The 24,210-nt window shown below is 68.4% G+C and carries 20 protein-coding genes and 1 pseudogene; 8 read left to right on the top strand and 13 right to left on the bottom strand.

Translation table 11 applies throughout. The annotated features are described in order from the left end of the window. Positions 1 to 55 precede the first annotated feature (55 nt). Positions 56 to 358 carry a hypothetical protein gene (locus G3N61_RS29510; RefSeq protein WP_205824198.1) on the bottom strand — a complete coding sequence of 101 codons (303 nt, stop codon included), beginning with the start codon at positions 356 to 358 and terminating at the stop codon, positions 56 to 58. Positions 359 to 543: 185 nt separating this feature from the next. Between G3N61_RS29510 and G3N61_RS29505 the strand changes: the two genes are divergently transcribed. Genes G3N61_RS29505 through G3N61_RS29495 form a run of 3 tightly spaced genes read left to right on the top strand, consistent with a single transcriptional unit; the run spans position 544 to position 3,385 of the window. Then, the gene (locus G3N61_RS29505; RefSeq protein WP_089450976.1) at positions 544 to 1,512 is read left to right on the top strand and encodes a PRC-barrel domain-containing protein; all 969 of its coding nucleotides are present in this window, start codon (positions 544 to 546) and stop codon (positions 1,510 to 1,512) included. Then, positions 1,509 to 2,777, top strand: a complete 1,269-nt coding sequence (locus tag G3N61_RS29500) for an MFS transporter (RefSeq protein ID WP_205824197.1) — start codon at positions 1,509 to 1,511, stop codon at positions 2,775 to 2,777. The genes G3N61_RS29505 and G3N61_RS29500 overlap by 4 nt, the downstream gene beginning before the upstream one ends. A 41-nt stretch (positions 2,778 to 2,818) precedes the next feature. Next, positions 2,819 to 3,385 carry an FUSC family protein gene (locus tag G3N61_RS29495; RefSeq protein ID WP_043188968.1) on the top strand — a complete coding sequence of 189 codons (567 nt, stop codon included), beginning with the start codon at positions 2,819 to 2,821 and terminating at the stop codon, positions 3,383 to 3,385. A 56-nt stretch (positions 3,386 to 3,441) separates the two neighbouring features. Here G3N61_RS29495 and G3N61_RS29490 read toward each other — a convergent pair whose 3' ends face one another. Next, positions 3,442 to 3,822 carry an RcnB family protein gene (locus tag G3N61_RS29490; RefSeq protein ID WP_080741791.1) on the bottom strand — a complete coding sequence of 127 codons (381 nt, stop codon included), beginning with the start codon at positions 3,820 to 3,822 and terminating at the stop codon, positions 3,442 to 3,444. A 142-nt stretch (positions 3,823 to 3,964) separates the two neighbouring features. Between G3N61_RS29490 and G3N61_RS29485 the strand changes: the two genes are divergently transcribed. Next, on the top strand, positions 3,965 to 4,729 hold the full coding sequence (locus tag G3N61_RS29485) for a glycosyltransferase family 2 protein (RefSeq protein WP_205824196.1): 765 nt from the start codon (positions 3,965 to 3,967) through the stop codon (positions 4,727 to 4,729). 21 nt (positions 4,730 to 4,750) lie between these two features. Here the strand turns inward: G3N61_RS29485 and G3N61_RS29480 are convergent, their stop codons facing one another. From G3N61_RS29480 to dnaE, 7 genes are all read right to left on the bottom strand, one after another. After that, the gene (locus G3N61_RS29480; RefSeq protein WP_089450979.1) at positions 4,751 to 5,962 is read right to left on the bottom strand and encodes a glycosyltransferase family 9 protein; all 1,212 of its coding nucleotides are present in this window, start codon (positions 5,960 to 5,962) and stop codon (positions 4,751 to 4,753) included. A 42-nt stretch (positions 5,963 to 6,004) separates the two neighbouring features. After that, positions 6,005 to 7,240 carry a glycosyltransferase gene (locus G3N61_RS29475; protein ID WP_205824195.1) on the bottom strand — a complete coding sequence of 412 codons (1,236 nt, stop codon included), beginning with the start codon at positions 7,238 to 7,240 and terminating at the stop codon, positions 6,005 to 6,007. Continuing rightward, complete coding sequence (locus tag G3N61_RS29470) at positions 7,237 to 8,523, bottom strand: O-antigen ligase family protein (protein ID WP_241017964.1); 1,287 nt, start codon at positions 8,521 to 8,523, stop codon at positions 7,237 to 7,239. Before G3N61_RS29470 ends, G3N61_RS29475 begins: the two co-directional genes overlap by 4 nt. Then, positions 8,520 to 9,650, bottom strand: a complete 1,131-nt coding sequence (locus G3N61_RS29465) for a glycosyltransferase family 9 protein (protein WP_089450982.1) — start codon at positions 9,648 to 9,650, stop codon at positions 8,520 to 8,522. Before G3N61_RS29465 ends, G3N61_RS29470 begins: the two co-directional genes overlap by 4 nt. A 289-nt stretch (positions 9,651 to 9,939) precedes the next feature. After that, positions 9,940 to 11,010 (bottom strand): glycosyltransferase family 4 protein, encoded by a 1,071-nt coding sequence (locus tag G3N61_RS29460; protein WP_205824194.1) that lies wholly within the window; start codon positions 11,008 to 11,010, stop codon positions 9,940 to 9,942. A 34-nt stretch (positions 11,011 to 11,044) separates the two neighbouring features. Further along, positions 11,045 to 12,832: a lipid A export permease/ATP-binding protein MsbA gene (gene msbA / locus G3N61_RS29455; RefSeq protein WP_205824193.1), complete on the bottom strand. Its 1,788-nt coding sequence runs from the start codon at positions 12,830 to 12,832 to the stop codon at positions 11,045 to 11,047. A gap of 32 nt (positions 12,833 to 12,864) precedes the next feature. After that, positions 12,865 to 16,398: a DNA polymerase III subunit alpha gene (gene dnaE / locus G3N61_RS29450; protein ID WP_205824192.1), complete on the bottom strand. Its 3,534-nt coding sequence runs from the start codon at positions 16,396 to 16,398 to the stop codon at positions 12,865 to 12,867. A 216-nt stretch (positions 16,399 to 16,614) separates the two neighbouring features. Between dnaE and G3N61_RS29445 the strand changes: the two genes are divergently transcribed. Both G3N61_RS29445 and gluQRS read left to right on the top strand, forming a co-directional pair. After that, entirely contained in the window at positions 16,615 to 17,469 is an 855-nt protein-coding gene (locus G3N61_RS29445) for a sulfurtransferase (protein ID WP_089450985.1), read from the top strand. Positions 17,470 to 17,491: 22 nt separating this feature from the next. Next, positions 17,492 to 18,385 (top strand): tRNA glutamyl-Q(34) synthetase GluQRS, encoded by an 894-nt coding sequence (gene gluQRS, locus G3N61_RS29440; RefSeq protein WP_205824191.1) that lies wholly within the window; start codon positions 17,492 to 17,494, stop codon positions 18,383 to 18,385. A gap of 184 nt (positions 18,386 to 18,569) precedes the next feature. Here the strand turns inward: gluQRS and G3N61_RS29435 are convergent, their stop codons facing one another. The 4 genes from G3N61_RS29435 to purT all read right to left on the bottom strand — a co-directional run bounded on the left by G3N61_RS29435 (position 18,570) and on the right by purT (position 22,449). Then, on the bottom strand, positions 18,570 to 20,150 hold the full coding sequence (locus tag G3N61_RS29435) for a DEAD/DEAH box helicase (RefSeq protein WP_089450987.1): 1,581 nt from the start codon (positions 20,148 to 20,150) through the stop codon (positions 18,570 to 18,572). A gap of 407 nt (positions 20,151 to 20,557) precedes the next feature. Next, entirely contained in the window at positions 20,558 to 20,938 is a 381-nt protein-coding gene (locus G3N61_RS29430) for an MliC family protein (protein ID WP_089450988.1), read from the bottom strand. A gap of 92 nt (positions 20,939 to 21,030) precedes the next feature. Then, positions 21,031 to 21,216, bottom strand: coding sequence for a DUF6726 family protein (locus G3N61_RS29425; RefSeq protein WP_043189004.1), 186 nt, complete (start codon positions 21,214 to 21,216; stop codon positions 21,031 to 21,033). 18 nt (positions 21,217 to 21,234) lie between these two features. Next, positions 21,235 to 22,449: a formate-dependent phosphoribosylglycinamide formyltransferase gene (purT, locus tag G3N61_RS29420; RefSeq protein WP_089450989.1), complete on the bottom strand. Its 1,215-nt coding sequence runs from the start codon at positions 22,447 to 22,449 to the stop codon at positions 21,235 to 21,237. A 213-nt stretch (positions 22,450 to 22,662) separates the two neighbouring features. On the opposite strand from purT, the gene G3N61_RS29415 reads away from it, so the two are divergent. Beyond that, positions 22,663 to 23,208: an META domain-containing protein gene (locus G3N61_RS29415; RefSeq protein WP_089450990.1), complete on the top strand. Its 546-nt coding sequence runs from the start codon at positions 22,663 to 22,665 to the stop codon at positions 23,206 to 23,208. A 177-nt stretch (positions 23,209 to 23,385) separates the two neighbouring features. After that, a pseudogene (locus G3N61_RS29410) lies at positions 23,386 to 24,093 on the top strand (DNA translocase FtsK); the annotation flags it as partial. Positions 24,094 to 24,210: the final 117 nt, after the last annotated feature.

Below are 24,210 nucleotides of genomic sequence, written 5' to 3'. Positions count from 1 at the left end.
CCCATCGAATCAGGATTATTGGCGTCCTATAAATGGAGTTACAATGCGCCCGTTTTCAGGCCTGAATGGCTTTGAAATCGGGTTTTGGCAAGGCGCGCTCTCGAAGACGGGCGGCGGCGTGCTCGCGCCGGTGACGACGACGCTCGGCGCGCTGGTCAAGTAAGCGGCCGGCAGGCACGGCGCCCGCATCGTCGACGACGATCGGGCGCCGTGCCTCTGCCTCTGCCTCTGCCTCTGCCTCTGCCTCTGCCTCTGCCTCTGCCTCTGCCTCTGCCTCTGCCTCTGCCTCTGCCTCTGCCTCTGCCTCTGCCTCTGCCTCTGCCTCTGCCTCTGCGGAAGCCTCAACCTCGACCCGCATCTGCCCGCTTCCCCCACCCCGCGATCCCTACCTTTTCCCGACAGTTCGCCTCCAGCAAGCCATCGAAATCGGTCCTGAAAGCAAGACACGTTAAAATCTCACCTCGCGTGGTGCGCCGCCCGCACCCGCCATCCATCGCCAGCCGCGTGCCCTCGGGCCGCCCCCGACCCATGGAGTGAGTGTCAATGAGCGGCGGACTTCCGTTTCCCGCATCCCGCAAGTCGTTTCCGTCCTCGACGGTCTTCCTGATTCTCGCCGCCGCCGTGCTGCTGTCCGGCTGCGGGCTGCTGCCGGTCCAGAATCCGCCGGCGCCGATCAGCGAGGCGCTCGTCGAGCCCGTCGAGGAAACCGCCGGCGAACCGCTGACGATGCCGCCCGTGCCGGCCCCGACGCGCCCGGAGGAACCGGAAGCGCCGAAGAAGCCGCACCACGAAGTCACGCGGCCGAAGCCCGTGCAGCGGCCCGAATCGCCGACACCGCCGCCGCCTCCGCCCGCGCCGATCGTCGCGACGCGCCCGCTCGACCGCACCCAGATCCATGCGCTGCTCGACAGCGAAGTCGCGCGACGCAACGGCAAAGTGATCGGCCGCGCGGTCGACATGGTGACCGACGCGAGCGGCAAGCCGCGCGAGATGATCGTCAACCTGCAGGGCTTCATGGGCGTCGGCGACCGCAAGGTCATCTTCCCGTGGAACGTGTTCCGCTTCACGCCGGGCGGCAAACAGGAGCCGATCGTGCTCGACGTGCCGTCGGGCGACCTGCCGCCGGCCGCACGGCCCAAGGCCGTGCCGCTGTCGGGTTCGGCTGCGGCCTCGCCCGCAACGAGACTCGCGCTGCTCGACAGCGACGTCGAGCGCCCGAACGGCACGAAGATCGGCCGCGTCGTCGACGTGCTGATCGACCGCGCCGCGCAGCCGCAGGCGGTCGTGCTCGACCTCGGCGGTCTCGTCAATACCGACCGCCGTTCGATCGCCGCGAGCTGGGGCGCGCTGCGCTTCGTCACGCGCGACAAGGCGCTGCGCCCGCAGCTCGACCTGAACGACGCACAGATCAAGGCATCGCCGCCCTACGCGGCCGACAAGCCGATCGTCGCGGTCTACCCGCCCGTTACCCCGGCACCGATGCCGGCTTCGTCTGCGAGTGCGACCCGATGACGATCAAGCATTCCGTCAGCGTACGCAGTCTCCGGTCCCTCGACTGGCTCAACTTCTTCGTTGCAAACGTTCAAACAGGGTTCGGTCCGTTCATCGCGTCCTACCTCGCGTCGCACAAGTGGACGCAGGGCGAGATCGGCATGGTGCTGTCGATCGGCACGATCAGCGCGATGGTCAGCCAGGTGCCCGGCGGCGCGGCCGTCGATGCGCTGAAGAACAAGAAAGGCGCGGCCGCGTGGGCCATCGCGGCCATCATCCTGTCGGCGGTGCTGCTCGCGTCGAGCCCGACGATCGTGCCGGTGATCGCCGCCGAGGTGTTCCACGGTTTCGCGAGCTGCATGCTCGTGCCGGCGATGGCCGCGATCTCGTTCTCGCTCGTCGGCCGCGCCGACCTGGGCGACCGGCTCGGCCGCAACGCACGCTGGGCGTCGATCGGCAGCGCAGTCGCGGCGGGCCTGATGGGGCTCACCGGCGAATACTTCTCCGCGCGCGCGGTGTTCTGGCTGACCGCCGTGCTGGCGCTGCCCGCGCTGTTCGCGCTCGCGATGATCCAGCCGACGCACGAGGTGATTCCGCAGTCGTCGAAGCCCGACGAGCACGACAACCACGACGAAGCCGGCGAACGCGAAACGCTGCTCGAACTGCTGCGCGACCGCCGGATGCTGATCTTCGCGGCGTGCGTGGTGCTGTTCCACCTGTCGAACGCGGCGATGCTGAACCTCGCGGCCGGCGAAGTCACGGCCGGGATGGGCGAGAACGTGCAGCTCGTGATCGCCGCGTGCATCATCGTGCCGCAGGCGATCGTCGCGATGCTGTCGCCGTGGGTCGGCCGCTCCGCGCAACGCTGGGGCCGCCGGCCGATCCTGCTGCTCGGCTTCTCGGCGCTGCCGGTGCGCGCGCTGCTGTTCGCCGGCGTGAGCAGCCCGTACCTGCTGGTGCCCGTGCAGATGCTCGACGGCATCAGCGCGGCGGTGTTCGGCGTGATGCTGCCGTTGATCGCGGCCGACGTCGCGGGCGGCAAGGGCCGCTATAACCTGTGCATCGGGCTGTTCGGGCTCGCGGCCGGGATCGGCGCGACGCTCAGCACGGCCGCGGCCGGCTACGTCGCCGATCACTTCGGCAACGCGGTCAGCTTCTTCGGGCTTGCCGCCGCGGGCGCGCTCGCGGTATTGCTGGTCTGGCTCGTGATGCCGGAAACACGCGTCGACAACGGCGACACGGCCGCCGACGAACCGGCCGCCGCCTCGCCCGAACAGGCGCACTGAGGCCCGCGCGCCACCGTTACCCGCTTCTTGGCCAACGCATGATGGATACGATCAGGACACTCAACGAAGCCCGCCAGCAGATCCAGCAGTCGATCTTCGATCTGTTCAAGGGGCTGTCATTCAGCGAGCGGCTCGCGCAAGGCGGGCTGATGGCGCTGCAGGCCGTGTGCGGCGCGTGCCTCGCGTATGTGATCGGCCGCGCGCTGCACACCGAGCAGGCCGTGTGGGCGGCGATCACCGCGATCGCCGTAACGCAGCACAACTACTCGGACACGATGTCGCTGTCGCGCGACCAGTTCATCGGCGCGATGGTCGGCGGCGTGCTCGGCTTCGCCGGCGCGGCGCTCGGCGGCGACCGCCTGGTCGCGTATGCGATCACCGTCGCGGTCGTGATCGTCTGCTGCTGGTGTCTGAACGTGGGCAGCGCGGCACGGCTCGGCGGCGTGACCGCGACGATCGTGCTGCTGTTTCCGGGCAACGGCCCGCTGTGGGACATTCCGCTGATGCGGCTCGGCGAAGTGACGCTCGGCACCGTGTGCGCGCTGGGCGTGTGCTGGATGATGGCGCAGATCGAGCGCCGCTGGTTTCGCCGCGCAGCGGCAAAGTAACGCGGCTGCCCGGCGCGCATCGCGGCATCGCGATACGTACCGGGCGATCGGCAGGATCAGTCGCCGATCCGCAGCACGATGCCGGAGCCGATCTGCACCAGCAGGTGATCGCCGCCGACGCCGACCCATTGATAGCCGCGCGGCGGCTGGCTCAGGTGATAGCCGCGCCAGTCGTCGATCACGTACTGGCGATCACGGAATTCGGGGGGCAGCCGGTCGCCCTTGTGCCACTCGCGGCGCGGCTGGTCGGCCCAGCGCGGCGGTACGTCTTCAACGCGGCCGGGCCCTTTGCGCATGTCGTGCTTGTCATGACCGTACGCATGGCCATTGCCATGATCGCGCCCCTGGTCGTCCTGTTGTGCACTGGCTAACGTCGGCGCCGCCAATGCGGCGGCCACGAACAAAACGGCAAGAATCGGGTGCTTTGTTACCATCATCCACCTCCCGTCGAACCGTCGGCGCCGGGATGACGCCGCGGCCGTACAAGGCTAGCACACCTCGCCAGACCTGCCAGTCGCGCGGCTTCACGCACGAGGCAGCGGGTATACTCTCGCTCACCTTCGATCCGTACGATTTTTCATGGCTGAACCTACGCTCGGCGTCGCCATCATCGCCCACAACGCGGCCCGCCGGCTCGCTCAGTGCCTCGACGCACTCGCCTTCGCGGACGACATCGTCGTCGTCGACGGCGGCAGCACCGACGACACCGTCGAGATCGCCCGCGCGCACGGCGCTCGGGTGATCGTCGCCGCCGACTGGCCGGGCTTCGGCCCGCAGAAGAATCGCGCACTCGCGGCACTGTCGACCGACTGGGTGCTGTCGATCGACACCGACGAAGTCGTGTCGGACGAACTGGCCGCATCGATCCGCGCGGCGCTGCGCGCGCCGCAGGCCGACATCTATGCCATCGACCGGCTGTCGGCCTTCTGCGGGCGCTGGGTGCACCATAGCGGCTGGTACCCGGACTGGATTCCGCGCCTGTTCCGGCGCAGCGCGGCGCGCTTCTCCGACGACCTCGTGCACGAGCGCCTCGTGTACGACGGCCCTGCCGCACGACTCGACGGCAAGCTGCTCCACTATTCGTACGACGACATCGAATCGGTATTGCGAAAGCTCGACGCGTACTCGAGCGCCGGCGCACGCCAGCGGCGCGCGGCCGGCGAACGCGCCGGCATCGGCAAGGCCATCCGGCGGGGCTTGTGGGCATTCGTCCGCACCTACTTGCTGCGGCGCGGGTTCCTCGACGGCCGGGCGGGATTCATGATCGCGGTATTCAACGCGGAAACGGTCTACTACCGCTTCCTGAAGCTGGCGCACGACAGTACGCCGCCGTCCGGCCGCTGAAGCCGGACGCCTCGCGATCCTTCAGCGGTCGCGCGTCAGCGACGATGTGTCGATGACCGACGTGCGCGGCGCCTCGACGGCCGGCCGGCCATCGACGAGCGCCGCAGCAACCTCGATCGCACGCTGCGACGAGAGCTCCGTCAGGCAGCGGCTCCAGCTTTCCAGGTGGCGGTCGCACCCTTCGAGCTTGCACGGCACGCAGTCGCCCTCGCCCTGCATCAGGTACACGTTGCCGCGCTGACCGGACCCGCGCAGCGGCCACGGTTCGTCGTGCGCCGGCCAGTTCGCGGGCCACGGGCCCCAGCGCACGGGATTGGAAGGTCCGAACAGCGCGAGGGTCGGCGTGCCGCATGCCGCGGCGACGTGGGTTGCGCCGGTATCGGGCCCGACGAACAGGCGCGCGCGGCGAATCAGTTCCGCCGTTTCGCCGAACGTCAGGCGTCCGACGAAGTTGGCGACCGGCTCCTGCGCCGCGTCGACGATGCGGCGCGCATAGTCTGCCTCCGCAGGCGCCGGGCCGCCGGTCAGCGCGACGTCGAAGCCGCGCCCGCGTGCCCAGCGGATCAGGTCGACCCAGCCGTCCTCATGCCATTGCTTGTAGCGGAACATCGGCGACGGATGCAGCACGATGAACGGCCGCTCGCCGGACAAGCCGCCCGGGGCGTGCAGCATCGCGTCGAACCGGGCCACGCGCGCGGGATCGGCGCCGATACCCGGTGCGACGACCTCCGCACAGGGCGTCACGCCGAGCGCCTCGGCGATCGCAAGACTGCTCGTCACGGTATGCACGTCGCCGTGGCGATCGAGTGCGATGCCGTCGAGCATGAAGCGGATCAGCTTCGTCACGCGTGCGGGATCGACGAGCCCGACGCGCCGGCGGCCGCCGAACCACGCATAGAAGCGCGCCCGGTCGGAGCCGATCGCCGCACAGGCGAGATCGTAGCGACGCCAGACACGCAGCGCGTCGGCAAGGCGCTCGCGCGGCTTCGCGCGCTGCGCGACGACGATCACGCGACGGATGTCGGGGTTGTGCTCGAGCACGCCCTCGGTTCCCTTGAACACGATCATGTCGATCTGCGCATCGGGCCAACGGCGTTTCAGCGAGCGGACGAGCGGCGTGGCCAGCAATACGTCGCCGATCCGGCGCGTACAGGAAACGAGAATGCTGCGTGGCGGCGTATCGAGCCTGAGGGGAACGGTCACGGCGGGTATCGACGAATCGGAACGGGTCATTTTAGCGAAATCGCCGACGGTAAACCATCGGGCACGCGGCCGTCAGGCCTTGAGCAGGCCATCGACCAGCGCGGCAATGCGCCGGTTCGCGGCCGCCGCGTCGAGCGTCGCGATCTTCGCCGCTGCGCCGGTCGCAAGCAACGCGCGCAACGATGCATCGGTGACGATCCGCGCGAGCGCGGCCGACATCGCGTCGATGTCGCCAACCGGCACGAGCAGGCCCGCGTTGCCCTTGTCCAGCATGTCGCGCGGCCCCGTCGGGCAGTCGGCCGCAAGAACCGGCGTACCGAGCGCCATCGCCTCGCCGAGCACCATCGGCGCACCCTCGTAGCGGCTGCTCAGCACGAGCGCCTCGGCCGCGCGAATGAACGGAAACGGATTCGCGCAATAGCCGGCGAAGGAGACTGCATCGCGAATCCCCAGTTCCGCCGCGAGCTGTTCGAGCGTCGAGCGATCCGGGCCGTCGCCGAGCAGCACGAGCGCCGGGACGTCCGCGCTGCGCGAGCGCCATTTCGCATACGCGTGCAGCAGGGTCCTGTGATCCTTCTGTCCTTCGTCGAGCCGGGCAACCGACACGACGAACCGGCCGGCCGGCCGCTCGAATTCGGCATCGGCGCGGCGACGGATCGCGTTTACATCGATCACGTTCGGCAGATCGGCGATCCGCACACCCGACCCCGCGAACATAATCTCCGCCTCGCGTCGCATCTCGGGCGTGAGCATCGCGATCGCCGCGTAGCGCGAATACTGCCGCGTGCGCCGCGCCATGTACGCTTCGCTCTTGTTGCCGAAGCGCGCGACGAAGCTGTAATGGCTCACGCCGAACCAGGGCGCGGCGCCGCGACCGGCGATCCGCCGCAGCGAGAAATCGAAATCGCAGACGACGTCGAAGTCGGCCGCCAACCGCAGGAAGCGACGCGCGACGAGCGAGCGGATCGCCGCGTGCGTCATCAGCTTGTGCACCAGCTTCTCGCCGAAGCGCAACCGGCGGCGGCGCTCGACCTGATGCAGGACATGCGACCAGCGCGCGTGCGCCAGCACGTGAACCGGCACGTCGGCGGGAATCGCTCCGCTGCGTCGCAGCGCATTGAGATCGTCGGTCGGAAAGGCAACCGACAACGCGGGCGCGAACTGGCGACGGTCCAGCGCGTTCAGCCATGAAACCAGCGCGGTTTCGGTACCGCCCCGCCCGAAGTCGTCGATATGGAACAGCAACCGCACCGGCTTGCCGTCCGCGCTTGGCGTCGACGCTTGCGCGCGGCTCTGCACGGCGCTCATGAGCCGCTCCCCGGCTGCGCCCGACGCACACCGGCGCGTCGCTCACCATACCCGAGCATCAGCCCGGCGAATGCCCAGAATGCGAGGATCGTCGTCTGCCACATGAAATCGTCCACCAGGTTCTTCGTGACCATGCCGGCGACGAGCGCGATGCCGCCCGCCGCGATCGACGGTTCAACGTGCCTCAAGCGCCAGAATGCGACGACGAGCGTCGCCAGCAACAGCACCTGCAGCGCCAGGCCGATGCGCCCTGCCTGCAGCCACGTGTTCAGGAAAAGATTGTGTGCGTGCGTGAGCGCCTGCGGTTCGAGTGCCAGCAACTCCGGCGGCATCTCGCTGCGGTAAGCCATGCCCGGCACCGGTTTACCGAAACCGATACCGCGCCATTCATGGCGTCCGCCCTGCTCTTCGTAGAACTTCCACAGCTTCGGCCGCGTGTCCGACGACAACGTGTCGCCGACCCCGGTCATGCCGGGTGGCACATAGAGCTGCACGCCGGCGATCGAGATGTCGCGCGATGCGGCCAGCGGCGGCGGTGCGTCGTGATAACGCAGCCGTGCGCTGATTTCGAGCGTGCCGACGGCGCCGACACCGACGACGACCACGGCCAGCACCGCCAGCAGCAGATGATGCCGGTACAGCGGGAACAGACCGATCAGCAACGTGACAGCGGCGGCCGGCCAGAAAAAACGGTTGAGGGTGGCGAGCCCGACCATCACGCACAGCACGATGCCCGTCACGCCGGCCCAGCGCCAGCCACGTTTCGACACGAAGAACGCACAGAACAGCGCCATCGCAAACGCGGCGAGCGTACTCGTATGGCCGACTCGCGCATAAAAGCGCATCGGGATGGTCAGGGGGGTCGGCGGCTGCAGTTTGCCCCAGTAGATCATGCTGATCGCGGCGAGCAGCACGCACGCGAGCCACACGGCCAGCGTGACGCGTTCCGCGCGTTCGACCCGCGTGCCGAACAGCCAGAAGCCCCAGAACGACAGCAGCGGATACACGACTTCGTCGAACCACGCGTGCCTGCTGACGTCCGGAAACATCGACCAGCGCACGGCGGCAAAACTCCACGCCGCCCAGGCGACGATCGGGACGAACAATGGCCACCGGAACAATGCCGGCCGGCCGCGCGCGCAGGCGGCCGCGACCAGCGCGATACCCACCAGCACCATGCTGCTGTTCACGAACGCCGCCAGGTGTCCGAACATGACCGCGAACATCAGGACGGGGCAGCCAATCCACAAAAGACGCTCGATACGCGCCGTAATAACAGTCATCGAACTTGCACCAGAACTTGTTGCAGCGCATCGCGCACCGCGTCCACCGACAGCCCGCTCATGCAGGCCGCGCTGCCGTCATGCCACGCGACGCACGTCGTGGCGTCGCGGTCACATCGCCGGATCCACTGAACGTGGCGCCGGAAAATATAGGGTTGATTGCGGCAAGGCATGTCCGCAATCGTCACGGCGATAAACGGAACGTCGCGCCAATAGCGCCCGGCGCCGTGGACAACCGCGCTGCCGGGCCCGAACAGCGCGACGGTCGGCACGCCGATCAGCCGCGCGAGATGCGCGACGCCCGTATCGGGGCAAACGACCGCGCGTGCGGCCGCATACAGGTGCCAGAGATCCGCGAGGCCGAGTTTCCCGGCAAAGTTCGGCTGCCCGGCGTGCGGCCCGATCGCGTCGATCAGTTCGGCTTCGCTCTTGCCGCCACTCCACACCACCCGATGGCCGGCCGCCTCGATGTCGGCCGCCAGCGCGCGCCAGCGTTCGACCGGCCAGCGCTTGACCAGCGTGCTGGCGCCCGGATGCAGCACCACGTACGGCCGCTCCCGAAGCACCGCCGGCAGCTCGGTGCTCGCGGCCGGCGCCGGCCAGTCACCCGGCCGGTACGCGCGTGGCGACGGACCGTCGATCAGGTCGGCGGTCAGATCCCCCCACGCGGCGGGCTCGTCGGGATAGGGGCGGCACTCGTCGACCGGCCAGTTCTTCCAGGCCGGGGAGTCGCCGCCATGCGCGACGATCCAGCGGCACCCCGCGCCGAGCGCGAGCCAGCTGTGGCGGTTGTCCGCTGCAACGATGCCGAGATCGTAAGGCCCCGACGCCAGCAGCCGGCGCACCGACACGGGATCGCGCGGATCGAAGGCCAGTGCCTGCACGCCAAACGGTCCGCCGGTGTACAGCGGCGCAATCGCCTTCGGGCATGCGAGCACGATGCGCGCGGCCGGATGCTGCTCGCGCAACTTCGCCAGCAACGGTGTCAGCAACAGCGTATCGCCGAGCAGCAGGTGATGCGCGACGAAAATGCTCGCTGGCTGCAAGGGCCTGCGCCGCAGCGGCTTGAACAGCAATCTCGGCAGAGCCCGCGCGAAGATGTGGATACGTCCGGGAAAACGGCTCATCGGTTTACGGCGGGCGTCTCGATGGCAGGACTCGCAGTGAGCATCGGCCAGACGAACGGCCAATTCGTCACACGAATCGTCATGATCATTGTGGATTGAGTAAGTACTTGCGCGGGGCAAATCGCACCGCCGGGCAACCCGTTCGGCGCACCGGAGCGGAAATCGCGAGCCGGGCCGCCAAACACCGGCCACCAGCCGGTAAACAGGCCGCCAGAGTATACCATCGCCCCCTCGCACTTCCGAATTGAAAGCCAGCCGACAGGCGGGCCATTGCGTGGCCGGGATGCCGCTACGCCGACGTACTCCCGCGGGCCGTGCGAGCCAGCGCGAGCAACTGCTCGACATGATGGCGCACGCCCGGGTCGTAGCCCACCGCGTCGTGTGCGACGGCCGCCCGGTCGACGGCTTGCGCCCCGCTCGCCGCCGTCGCCAGCACCGCGCGCAGCGCATCGACATCGTCCGCCGCGAACGTGAGCTTCGCATGCTCCGCGATCACATCGTGGCAACCCAGTGTCGGTGGCAGGATCACCGGCGTGCCGCACATGACCGACTCGATGCCGACCAGCCCGAACGGCTCGTATTTCGATGCAAGGATCGTGTAATCCGCTGCCCGGTAGCCGTCCTCGATGTCCTTCACGTAGCCGATGTAGCGCAGTTGCGCCGAGGTCCGCTCGGGTGGCCGGCCGGCCACCGCGACGACGATCGACGCGTCCGTGCCCTTCAGCGCGGCCTCGATCAGCGGCAGGCCCTTGCGCACGTGGCTGCTCGACGGAAACAGCAGGACGACGTCGCGCTCTTCGAACCCGAAGCGGCGCCGCAACGCCGCCCGGTCGCTGTCGCCGATCGGTGTGAAGCGCTGCGCGTCGACCGGCGGATACAGCATGCGGATCTTCGCATCGTCGACGCCGTACAGCGTGCGCAACTCGTCGCGCATCATCTGCGAATGGGCGACGACGTAGCGCGCGGCCGCATACTGCCGACTCTCGAGCGCGATCTGGCGCCGGTCGAAATAGCCCGGCGCCCGGCCAATCGCGCGCAGGAAGCCGCGATGCGTGCCGCCGCAAATCGCGATCTCGGCGCCAACGACCCGGTTGCAGCCGATCAGGACGTCGACGTTCGCGGCGCGCCGCGCACTGCGCAGCCGCCACGAAAACCATTCGTCGCGCAGCTTGCCGGGCAGGAACGACACATCGATCCGATGCGGCTCGACGAGCCGCGCCTCGGGAATCGACGCATCGATCGACCGCGCGAAGAACGCCGGCGTCACCCCCGCCTCCACCATCCCGCGTGCGATATCGATCGCGTAGCGCTCGAGGCCGCCGCCGTGTTTCAACGCATTGGCCGACAGGCCGATCTTCATCGCGGCACTCCCGCGATACGAACCGGCGCGACGCTCACCCGGCCTCCTGCTGGAACTGGATCCGGTGCAGGTGTGCATACAGGCCGCCGGATTCGAGCAGCTCCGCGTGGTTGCCGCTCTCGACGATGCGGCCGCCGTCCATCACGAGAATCCGGTCGGCGCGCTCGATCGTCGACAGCCGGTGCGCGATCACCAGCGTCGTACGGCCCTTCATCAGCGTCTCGAGCGCCGCCTGCACATGGCGCTCGGATTCGGAATCGAGCGCCGACGTCGCTTCGTCGAGAATCAGGATCGGCGCATCCTTGTAGATCGCGCGGGCGATCGCGAGGCGCTGGCGCTGGCCACCGGACAGGCGCATGCCGTTGTCGCCGACGAGCGTGTCGAGCCCGTCGGGCATCGCCTCGACCGTGCTGAGCAGGTTCGCCGCGCGCAGCGCCGCGATCACCCGCTCGCGGTCGGGCGTCTGCCCGTACGCGACGTTGCTCGCGATCGTGTCGTTGAACAGCACGACATCCTGGCTCACCATCGCGATCTGGCCGCGCAAGTCGCGCAGCTGGTACTCGGGCAACGCAACGCCGTCGACGAGGATCTCGCCGGAGGTCGGATCGAAGAAGCGCGGCAACAGGTTGACGAGCGTCGTCTTGCCGCTGCCCGACGGGCCCGCGAGCGCGATCATCTCGCCGGGCGCGACGTCGAACGACACGCGATCGAGCGTCGGCTTGCCGCTACCCGCGCCGTACGCGAACGACACGTCGCGGAACCGGATCCGGCCCGTCGCCTTCTCGAGCGGCTTGCCGCCGCCTTCGGGTTCGCGCGGCTCGTCGATCAGGCCGAAGATCAGCTCGGCCGCCGTCATCCCGCGCTGCAGCGGCTGGTTCACGTCCATCAGGTGCTTGAGCGGCGAAATGATCAGCAGCATCGCGGTGACGAACGCGACGAAACCGCCGACCGTCGTCTGGTCGTTCGACGACTGCACGACCGCGATCGTCAGCACGACCGCCAGTGCGATCGACGCAAGAAACTGCGTGAGCGGCTGCGCGAGCCCGCCCGACACGATCATCCGCATCGAATAGCCGCGCAGGCGCCGGCTCAGCTCGTTGAAGCGGCCGATTTCGTACTGCTCGCCGTTGTGGATCTTGACGACCTTGTAGCCGCCCACGGTTTCCTCGACGATGTACGCGAGCTGGTTCGTCAGCATCTGGTGCTCGCGGTTCAGCCGGCGCAGGCGCCGGTTGATCTTGCCGACGAGCCAGCCGATGCACGGCAGCAGCACGGCAACGATCAGCGTGAGCCGCCAGTTCAGGTAGAACAGGTAGCCGAGCAGAAAGAGCACCGTCAACGAATCGCGCACGAGCGTGATCAGCACGCCCAGCAGGACGTTCAGGACCTGGTTGACCTCGAAGACGACCGCGTTGATCACCGTGCTCGCGGTCTCGCGCTGGAAAAACGACACGCCGGTGTGGATCATCCGGTCGAACATCTGGATCCGCAGGTCGAGCAGGATCCGGTTCGACACGTATTGCAGCAGGTAGTTGGACGCGTACTGCGCGGCGGCCCGCACGAGTGCGAGACCGACGACCGCGATCGGCACGTAGAGCTTCGCGCTCACGTCGCCCTTGGTGCCGAAGCCGCGATCGAGCAGCGGCTTGAGCAGCGCCGGGATCCCGGCTTCGGTTGCCGCGACGACGGCCATCGCGAGGACGCCGGCCACCATCACCCACAGGAGCGGCTTCAGGTAAGGCCACAAACGGCGTGCGACGACCACGGGCGACGACGCGTCTTCGCCGCCCAGGGGTTTGCTAAGAGTAGGCTTGACGCTCAAGATGCCCTCAAGGAATTCGAACCGGGTAACATTCAGTAGACAATTTCGGCCGAGCTGCCGTCGAACGCCGCGCGCAGTTCCGCGAGCAGCACGTCGCTCGGCTTCACGCGCCACGCGTCGCCGAGACGCATTTCGCCCTGCGCCCGCGCGTTGCTGTAGTGGACCTGCACCGCGAGCCCGTTCGGCAGCGGCGCCTGCGGGCGGCGACCGCCATCGCGCCCGCCGCCGCGCGGCGCAGGCGCTTCAACCGCGGGCGCGGCGGCCGGGTCGTCCTTCGATACGTGCGGCTCGAGCACGCGGCGCAGCGCGACTGCGTCGGCGTTGCCGTTCATCGTCAGCCGCACGGCCTGCGCATAGCGGCTGCGTGCCCGCTCGAGATCCATCACCGTATCGGCCGTGAAGCGGATGCCGCCGGTAAACGCATCGTTGCGCGCCTGCCCCTGCACGATCAGCAACTCGTCTTCCTTGAACAGCGCCTTGTTCGCCTCGAACTGCTCGTTGAAGATCGTGATCTCGCACTGGCCCGAACCGTCGTCGAGCAGCGCGATCAGCATCTTGCCGCGCTGGGTCATCTGCGTGCGCAGCGACGCGATGATGCCGGCCACGATCTTGTCGCGCCCTTCCTTCAGGTCGCCGACCTTCTGCCGGACGAAGCGGCGCACCTCGTCGCGATACGCGTCGAACAGGTGGCCGGACAGGTAGAAGCCGAGCGCGCCCTTCTCTTCCTGCAGGCGGCGCTTGTCGTCCCATGCGGGCTCGTCGACGAGCGCATGCGCGTGCGGCGACTCGGCCCCCATGTCGAACAGGCCGGCCTGCATCGCGTTCGCCTCGGCCTGGTCGGCCGCTTCCATCGCCAGCGGCACCGACGCGATCAGCTGCGCACGGTTCGTATTCAGCGAATCGAATGCGCCGGCGCGGATCAGCGCCTCGACCGTGCGGCGGTTGACGACGCGCCGGTCGATCCGCTCGCAGAAATCGAACAGGTCGGTGAACGCCTTTTCCTCGCGGGCGCGCAGGATTTCCTCGATCGCGTTCTGACCGCTGCCCTTCACCGCGCCGAGGCCGTAGCGGATCGTCCGCGAGCGCTTGCCGTCGGCTTCGGCGACCGGCTCGAAGCGGTAATGCGACTGGTTGATGTCGGGCGGCAGCACGGCGAGGTTGTTCACGACGCAATCGTCGAACAGGATCTTCACCTTGTCGGTGTCGTCCATCGCGAGCGTCATGTTGGCCGCCATGAATTCGGCCGGATGGTGCGCCTTCAGCCACGCGGTGAAGTACGCGAGCAGCGCATAGGCCGCCGCGTGCGACTTGTTGAAGCCGTAGCCCGCGAACTTCTCCATCAAGTCGAAAATTTCGTCGGACTTCTCGCGCGTAAGGCCGTTCTTCGCCGCACCCGCCGCGAAGATCTCGCGGTGCTCGGCCATCTCCTCGGCCTTCTTCTTGCCCATCGCACGGCGCAGCAAGTCCGCGCCGCCGAGCGAGTAGCCGCCGATGATCTGCGCCATCTGCATCACCTGCTCCTGATAGACCATGATGCCGTAGGTCTCTTTCAGGACGGGTTCGACGCGCGGATCGGGATACTCGACCTTCTCGCGGCCGTGCTTCCGTGCGCAGAAGCTCGGGATCAGGTCCATCGGGCCCGGACGATACAACGACACGAGCGCGATGATGTCCTCGAAGCGGTCGGGCTGCGCATCCTTCAGCATGCCCTGCATCCCGCGGCTTTCCAGCTGGAACACCGCGACCGTGTTGGCCTTCTTCAGGATCTGGAACGAGGCGGGATCGTCGAGCGGCACCTGCGCGAGCGACCAGTCGGCCTTCGACGGATCGAGGCGGCGGATGTAGCGCTCGGCCCAGTCGAGGATCGTCAGCGTCGTGAGACCCAGAAAGTCGAACTTCACGAGGCCGACGGCTTCGACGTCGTCCTTGTCGTACTGGCTGACCACGCCGCCGTCGTCGCCCTGCGTGTACAGCGGGCAGAAATCGGTCAGCTTGCCGGGCGCGATCAGCACGCCGCCCGCGTGCATCCCGACGTTACGCGTGAGGCCTTCGACGCGCTGGGCGAGGTCGAGCAGCTGGTGCACTTCGTCCTCATGGTCGTAGCGCTCCTGCAGTTGCGGCTCTTCCTTCATCGCGTCGGCGATCGTCACGTGCTTGCCCGGCTTGAACGGGATCAGCTTCGCAATGCCGTCGGTGAACATGTAGCCGGCGTCGAGCACACGGCCGATGTCGCGCACGGCCGCCTTCGCGGCCATCGTGCCGAAGGTGGCGATCTGCGACACGGCGTCCGCGCCGTACTTCTCCTTCACGTACTGGATCACACGGTCGCGGCCGTGCTGGCAGAAGTCGATGTCGAAGTCGGGCATCGACACGCGTTCCGGATTCAGGAATCGCTCGAACAGCAGGTTGTAGCGCAGCGGGTCGAGGTCGGTAATGCCGAGCGCGTACGCGACCAGCGAACCGGCGCCCGAGCCACGGCCCGGGCCGACCGGCACGCCGTTGTTCTTCGCCCAGTTGATGAAGTCCGCAACGATCAGGAAGTAGCCCGGGAAGCCCATCTTCGTGATGGTCCCGCACTCGAATTCGAGGCGCTTGTAGTACGTGTCGCGCTGCGCGTCGCGCTCGGCTTCGGCCGGATACAGCTGCGCGAGGCGGGTCTCGAGCCCTTCCTTCGACAGCTGGACCAGGTAGTCGTCAAGCGACATGCCGTCCGGCGTCGGGAACAGCGGCAGTTTCGGCTTGCCGAGCTCGAGCTTCAGGTTGCAGCGTTTCGCGACTTCGACCGTGTTCGCGATCGCCGACGGCAGGTCGGCGAACATCGCGGCCATCTCGTCCTGCGTGCGGAAATACTGGTCGGTCGTGAAACGCTTCTGGCGCCGCGGGTTCGCGAGGATGTCGCCTTCCGAAATACACACGCGCGCCTCGTGCGCGGTGAAATCGTCGTCGGTCATGAACTGCGTCGGGTGCGTCGCGACGACCGGCAGCTGCAGCGCCGCGGCGAGCGTTGCGGCCTGCTGGATGTACGCCTCGGCGCCCGGCTGGCCGTAACGCTGCAGTTCGATGTAGAAACCGCCCGGGAACACCTTCGCCCAGCGCTCGGCGTGACGGCGCGCGGCTTCTTCGTTGCCCGCGGCAAGCGCGAGCCCGATATCGCCCTGTTGCGCGCCCGACAGCGCGAGCAGCCCCTGCGCGAGCTCGCCGTCGAGCCAGCTCGCGTCGAGTTCCGCACGGCCGCGGTACTGGTTCGTGAGCCACGCCTTCGACAGCAGCTCGCAGAGATTCAGGTAGCCGACCTTGTCCCTGACGAGCAGCAGCAGCCGCGACGGCTTGTCGCGGTCGTCCGGATTGGTGATCCAGACGTCGCAGCCGACGATCGGCTTGATGCCCTTGCCGCGGGCTTCCTTGTAAAAACGGACGAGGCCGAATGCGTTGCCGAGATCGGTGAGCGCGAGCGCGCCCTGACCGTCTGCGGCCGCCGCCTTGACGATGTCGTCAATGCGCACGATGCCGTCGGCAATCGAGAATTCGGAGTGAACGCGAAGATGGACGAAGCGGGGATCTGACATGGGCGCTATTGTAGCCGCCCCGCCACGCGGGCTGCCCAAAAAATCCCCGCGCCGGCCGTTCGGCCGATGTGCGCGACCACACGCCGCGCGGCTGGCCAAACGGCCGGATGCCGGCCTGAGCGCGGTTTGCGGGATAATACGGTTTTTCGAATCAGCGCCCCGGCTTCGCACCCTTTTTTGCGGGCCGCCGTGCGGCCGTTTTCCCGTCGGACCATCATGACCATCGTCAACCTCGCCGCCTACCACTTCGTGTCGCTCGACGCGAACGAGCAATGGCGCCCGCTCGTCACCGCCCGCTGCAACGAACTCGGCCTGCGCGGCACGATCCTGCTCGCGCCGGAAGGCATCAACCTGTTCATCGCCGGCACGCGCGAAGCCGCCGACGCGTTCATCGCGTATCTCCGCCACGATCCGCTGTTCGAAGGCAAGTTCGCGTCGCTGCAGTTCAAGGAAAGCCTGTCCGACTCGCAGCCGTTCCGCCGCATGCTCGTGCGCCTGAAGCGCGAGATCATCACGATGAAGAAGCCGGCGATCAAGCCGGAACTCGGCCGCGCGCCGTTCGTCGACGCGCACACGCTGAAGACGTGGCTCGACCGCGGCCACGACGACACGGGCCGCCCGGTCGTGATGCTCGACACGCGCAACGCGTTCGAAGTCGACGTCGGCACGTTCGACGACGCGCTCGACTACCGGATCGACAAGTTCAGCGAATTCCCGGAAGTCATCGACGCGAACCGCGCCGACCTCGAAGGCAAGACGGTCGTGTCGTTCTGCACGGGCGGCATCCGCTGCGAGAAAGCCGCGATCCACATGAAGGAAATCGGCATCGAGAACGTGTACCAGCTCGAAGGCGGGATCCTGAAATACTTCGAGGAAGTCGGCGGCGCGCACTATCACGGCGACTGCTTCGTGTTCGACTACCGCACCGCGCTGAACCCTCAACTCCAGCCCACCGAGAACGTCACGTGCTTCGCGTGCCGCGCGGTCGTCACGCCGGAAGCGCAACAGTCGCCGAGCTACGTGCCCGGCAAGTCGTGCCCGGCCTGCGCACCGGCAGCGAGCGCCGCGTAAGCGCGCGTTGCCCCGCGCCCCGATGACTGCCTATCGCGGCCGCTTCGCGCCGTCGCCCACCGGCCCGCTGCACTTCGGCTCGCTGGTCGGCGCGCTCGCGAGCTGGCTCGACGCGCGCGCGCACGGCGGCGCATGGCTCGTGCGCATCGAGGATCTCGACGGCCCGCGCACGGTACCCGGCGCGGCCGACGACATCCTCGCGACGCTCGCGCATTTCGGCATGACGCCCGACGAACCACCCGTCTGGCAAAGCACACGCGATGGCGCCTATACGGCCGCACTCGAACGCCTCGTCGCGGCCGGGCTCGTTTATCCGTGCGGCTGCACGCGCAAGGAAATCGCCGATTCGCTGCGCGCCGCGCACGAGCGCCACACGACGCTCGCCTACCCGGGCACCTGCCGCAGCGGCCTGCACGGCAAGCCCGCGCGCGCGTGGCGGCTGCGCGTGCCGGACGGCGACGATGCGATCGTCACGTTCGACGATCGCTGGCAGCACACGCAATCGCAGAACCTCGCGACCGAAGTCGGCGATTTCGTGCTGAAGCGCGCGGACGGGCAATGGGCCTATCAGCTCGCGGTCGTCGTCGACGATGCCGATGCGCACATCACGCACGTCGTGCGCGGCGCCGACCTGCTCGACTCGACCGCGCGCCAGATCCACCTGCAGCACTGCCTCGGCGTGCCGACACCGCGATACCTGCATGTGCCCGTCGTCGTCGATGCGAACGGCGAAAAGCTCAGCAAGCAGACAGGCGCGACCGCGCTCGAACGCGACGATCCGCTGCCGGCGCTGCAAGCCGCAGCCGCGCACCTGGGCCTCGCGCCCGGCGGCGCGCTCGCAGGCACGACGCTCGACGCGTTCTACGCGGCCGCAACGGCCGCGTGGGCGACGCGCTTCGGGCCGCAAGCCCGCTAAACGCGCGGCAGCGAGCCGGTTTCGCGGCGATCGGGCGTCGGCCGGGTGCCGACTGCATCGCTCCCCGCCAGCGCCCCACACGTCCCCATCGAACCACGGCTCCAATGAAAAACGGGCACATGCTCATCGCATGCACCCGCTTCTCCCGCAGCGCTCGCGCGCCGCACCGTCACATCCGCCGGGCTTACGCCGACGGCTTGCGCGGCATCCCGAACCCGCCGAGCAGCGCGGCGACCTGACGCTTCGGCCCCTTCTTCTCGGGCTGCTGCGCAGGCTGCGCGTCTTCCTGCTGCTTCGCCGGCGCCGACGGCTCGTACGGCTTCAGGAAGAAATCGTCGACCGGCGCTTCGTGGCGACGGTGATGGCCGCGCTCGGAACCGCCCGGCCGGCGACCCGATGCACCACGATGCTCTTCGCGTTCGCGACGGCCGCCGCGTTCACCGCCTCGTTCGCCGCCCCGCTCACCACCGCGCTCGCTGTTGCGATCGCCGCCGCGGTCGTTGCCGCGCTCGTCGTGACGGTGGCGCGCAGGCTTGTCGAGCGCGAGCGTCTGCATTTCGAGCGGACGCTTGATCAGCTTCTCGATATCGGCGAGCTGCTTGCGCTCGTTCGGGCTGCACAGCGACAGCGCGTCGCCCGTCGCACCCGCACGGCCCGTACGGCCGATCCGGTGCACGTAGTCTTCCGCGCTGAACGGCAGGTCGAAGTTGATCACGGCCGGCAGCTCGGCGATGTCGAGGCCGCGCGCGGCCACGTCGGTCGCGACCAGCGCTTCGATCTCGCCGCGCTTGAACGCGTCGAGTGCCTGCATTCGCTCGATCTGCGTCTTGTCGCCGTGGATCGCCGACGCGACCACGCCGTCGCGCTCAAGGTTACGCGCGAGCCGGCTCGCGCCGATCTTGCTGTTGCAGAACACGATCACCTGCTTGAGTGCGCGATCGCGCAGCAGTTGCACGACGGCCGCCTGCTTGTCGCCTTCGGCAACGTCGTAGACGATCTGCGTGACGTTCGCGTTCGTCGAGTTGCTGCGCGCGACCTCGATCGTCTGCGGGTTGCGCAGGTAGGTCGACGCGAGCTTCTTGATTTCGCCCGAGAAGGTGGCCGAGAACAGCAGCGTCTGGCGCTCCTTCGGCAGCAGGTTCAGGATGCGCTGGAGGTCGGGCAGGAAGCCCATGTCGAGCATCCGGTCGGCTTCGTCGAGCACCAGGATCTGCACCTGGCCGAGGTTCGCCGTCTTCTGCTGCACGTGGTCGAGCAGGCGGCCCGGCGTCGCGATCAGGATCTCGACGCCGCGGCGCAGTTCGGCCATCTGCGGGTTCATGTCGACGCCGCCGAACACGACCGCGCTGCGCAGCGGCGTGTGCTTCGCATACGCGTGCACGTTCGCGGCGACCTGGTCGGCGAGTTCGCGGGTCGGCGTGAGGATCAGCGCACGCACCGGGTGGCGCGCCGGTGACGCGCTCGTATTGGCCTGCGGCAGCAGCCGCTGGATGATCGGCAGCGAGAAGCTCGCGGTCTTGCCGGTACCCGTTTGCGCGGCGCCCATGACGTCGCGGCCGGCGAGCACGACCGGAATGGCCTGCGCCTGGATCGGCGTCGGCGTCGTATAGCCCTGCTCCGCAATGGCTTTCAGGATATCGGCGGCAAGGCCGAATTGATCGAAGGTTGCGTCGACGGGCTTGGCGACAGAATCGGACATGGTGGCGTTTCGCTCAAAAGGCGCGGCGGGGACATCGTGCGTCAGGCCAGCCGGGCCTGCGCTCATCACAATTCGGAAATAGACGGAGCCGCGGCGCGCCGCGCGGCGCCGCTCTGGCGCATGGGACCGGTTCAATACGAACGCTGGACGCCAGGCCGTGCGGACTCCGTTCGGCGCGAATGCCGGCGGAAAGGGGCGTATTGTAGCACTGCGCGGCCATCTGTCCGTGACAACGCCGCGAACAGCCGCAATGGCGGTTCGCGCAATGGGCCCGGGCAGGCCCTCGTGGTCGACGGATGGCCCGATCGGACTATCCCGATCGGCCGGTGGGCAATTTCAGGGGTCCGATCCCGGATCGTCTTGCCCGGCCGCCCCCTGCCAGCCCGCTTGCCAGCCCGCTTGCCGGGCCGTCACGCACCGGAGCCGGCCGCCGGCAGGCACCGGCAGCGCACGATCCGCGTTCGCCCAGGCGCTCAGCCCTTCTTCTTTTTCTTCTCGACCTGTACGCAATCGCCCAGCAGCGGCGGCGAATTCTGGTCGGCGATCTCGTCGCGCAGCGTCGCTTCCTTGCCCTTCGTCCACCACGTGTAGCGGCCGGCCTGGTAGCGCGCGCCCGACGCCGACACGGTGTCGACGAACAGCATCTGCTTCCCGTTGACCGGCACGAGCGCGAAGCTCTGGCCGTTGCCCGCGAGCCAGTACGACACGCGCACCGGCTGCTTCTGGTTCGCACACTGGTAGACGGCCTGCTGGCGCGAATCGGCGTCGATCTCTTCGACGGTCAGCTGTGCGGCATGCGCGACGGAAACGGCGGTGCCGGCAAGCGCGAGCACGGCGAGGGTTTGGCGAATCATGCAGGTCCTCTCACGAGACGGGTGGAAACGCGCCCTCGCGGGGCGCGCGATTATTGTTGGCGATCGGTTGGCGATCGCGTCGGGTATCGCGATCAGGGATCGATGACGTCGGCACACGCGTCGGTCGGCGCGGCCGCGACGTGGCCGACGAGCGGCACGATCTTGAGCCCGGCCGAGGCCACCCGGCACGGTGCGGCCGCGAGGCCGCAACCCGCGAGACTCGCGGCAAGCGCCAGCGCGGCGGCCAGCTTTCCGATACGCAACCACTTCGGCGTCATCGTCCTCTCCTGGTTACGTCAGCGCGCCGACACGGGCCGGACGGCCGCCGCGGCACGCTTCGCGCGTTCGCGGGCTTCGTCGACGGTCCCGCCGGTCGCCAGCGCGACGCCCATGCGCCGCTTCGCAAAACTTTCCGGTTTGCCGAACAGGCGCAGGTCGGCACCCGGCACCGCCAGCGCATCGCGCACGCCTTCGAACGCGATCCCGCGCTCGTCGAGCCCGCCGTAGATCACGGCCGATGCGGCCGGCGTGCCGAGTGCCGGATCGACCGGCAGCCCGAGAATTGCACGCGCGTGCAACTCGAATTCCGACTGGCGCTGCGATGCGAGCGTGACGAGGCCCGTATCGTGCGGCCGCGGGCTCACCTCGGAGAACCACACATCGTCGCCGCGCACGAACAGCTCGACGCCGAACATCCCGCGCCCGCCGAGCGCCTCGGTGACCTTGTGCGCGATCTCGCGCGACTTCTCGAGCGCCACCGCGCTCATCGGCTGCGGCTGCCACGATTCGACGTAGTCGCCCGCGACCTGCACGTGGCCGACCGGCTCGCAGAAGTAGGTGCGCGTGGCGTTCGTCGCCGGATCGATCGCGCGCACGGTGAGCTGCGTGATCTCGTAGTCGAAGTCGACAAAGCCCTCGACGATCACGCGGCCGTGATTCACGCGGCCGCCCGCCATCGCGTAGTCCCACGCCGGCTTCACGTCGGCTTCCGTCTTCACGACCGACTGCCCCTTGCCCGACGACGACATCACCGGCTTCACGACGCACGGCATGCCGATCTTCGCGATCGCCGCGCTGAACGCTTCGAACGAATCCGCGAACGCATACGGCGACGTCGGCAGGCCGAGCTCCTCGGCCGCAAGCCGGCGAATCCCTTCGCGGTTCATCGTGAGCTGCGTCGCGCGCGCGGTCGGGATCACTTCGGCGAGACCGGCCGCCTCGATCGCCGCGAGTGCGTCGGTGGCGATCGCCTCGATCTCGGGCACGATCAGGTGCGGGCGTTCGGCCTCGACGATCGCCCGCAGCGCGGCGGCGTCCGTCATGTCGATCACGTGCGCGCGATGCGCGACCTGATGGCCCGGCGCGTCCGGATAGCGGTCGACCGCGACGACTTCGACGCCGAGCCGCTGCAACGCAATGATGACTTCCTTGCCGAGTTCGCCGGCGCCGAGCAGCATGACGCGCGTGGCCGAGGGTGAGAGCGGCGTACCGAGCCGCTGACCGATCTGCATGTGATTACCCGCTTCTGGTGGAGGACGAAAACGGCTCCGATGTTAACACGCGCCACGACACCGGTTTGGCGCGTTTCGACGGGCCGGCAACCGGCCGCGGGCCGCTCGCGAGCGGGCTGCGAACGTTTTCACGCGCGAAGTGTCGGCTCGCCTGCCGCAGGGCGGGTGCGTTACTCTTACGCCTTGATCAGAATCCGATGAGGAACGAGGCTCATGTCCCACCTGTCCGCGGCCGCACGCGCACGCACCGGCCTGCTTCGCCCGTTGCGCGCGCCGCTCTGCGCGTTGACGCTTGCCACGCTTCTCGCCGCCTGCGCGATGCCGACCCACCCCGATTCCGCCGCCCCCGCACCCGACCCGTACAACCCGGCCGCCGTCCAGCTGCTAGACGACACGAGCTGGGAGCTCACCAGCTGGCTGAATGCCGACGGCACGCAGCGCGCGATCCCGCACGGCGACAACGGCGAGCCGATCAAGCTCGCGCTGTCGAGCGACTCGGGCATCCGGCGCGCCAGCGGGTTCTCGGGCTGCAATCGCTACATGGGTACCTACGCGATCAAGAACGGCCTGTTGAGCTTCGGGCCGCTCGCCGGCACGCGGATGGCCTGCCCGAATACGCTCGGCGGCCAGCTCGAAGCCGCTTACCTCGACGCGCTCGCCCACGTCGACAAAGCCGGCGTGCAGATGCGCGAGCCGCAGCAATTGCAGATCGTGACCGCTTCCGGCGCAACGCTGACCTTCACGCACCGGAGCCCCTGATGCACGGCGCGCGCGAAGGCCGACCGACCGCCTTCGCGTGGCGCGCCACGCGCGTGTGCCGCGCACCCGCGTCGCGCGGCGTGAATCGGATGCACGCCGCGTTAGAGTCTTGTTCGCCGGCCGGTTAAACTCGGCGGGTCGCGCCCCGCGCGCCCCTCCCCACTCCTGTTTCAAAGCATGCACACGGTTGTCTTCGGCTGGTTCGGCATCTCCGCCGTCTGGTTCCTCCTTCTCTTCTGGCGTCTCGTGCAGGCGATGCTGCCTGGCGGCGTCGGGCTCGCCGGCCGCGGCTCGATCCGTCTGTGGCTCGGCTTCGCTGCGGTATTCGTGGCGAGCTGCACGCTGACGAGCCCGCTGTCGGGCCCCGACACGGACGCGCTCGGCCACGCATTCTCGGCAGGCTTCGCCCACGTGCTCGGCCCGATCGGCACGCCGGTCGCGATGGTCGTGCTGTTCTTCGCCGGGCTGCCCTGGCTGACCGGCATCGGCTGGCGGCAGTTCGCCGCGTGGGTCGACACGTCGTTCGGCGTCAAGCTGTCGCGCGACGGCAGCGACGACGATGCGCGCAGCATCGCCGACCTGCCGCGCAGCGCGCTGCATCGCGACGACGACGTCGTCCAGCCGAGCACCGCACATACCGTCAACTCGATGGCGCCGCGCCAGAACGGCCGGTATTCGCGCCCGACGCTGTGGAAACCCGACCCGCAGACGCGGCCGAAGCCGCGCAGCACCCCGCCCCCGCGTCCTCATGTGGAACCCGTTGCACCGTCAGGCTGGCTGAAGCCGACCGCGCCCCAGCGCACGCCGACGACGCCCGCGCCGATCCCCCCGGCCAGCGCGATGCCGCCGCCCACGACCGGCAGCACCGCCAGCCTCGCGCAAGCGCTATGCTTTAAGTCTCGCTAGTCCAGCCCGGGCCGGCCCCGCCGGCCCGCTTACGATCCGAACCTAAGGAGGTTCACGTGCCCCGCAAAACCCCCATCGAGCGCTATCGCAATATCG

This window comes from Burkholderia sp. Ac-20349 (assembly GCF_017104865.1).
In the GTDB taxonomy this organism is placed as follows: Bacteria; Pseudomonadota; Gammaproteobacteria; order Burkholderiales; family Burkholderiaceae; genus Burkholderia; species Burkholderia aenigmatica.
Note: the sequence above shows the minus strand (reverse complement) of the source record. Positions and strands in the feature narration are given on the sequence as shown.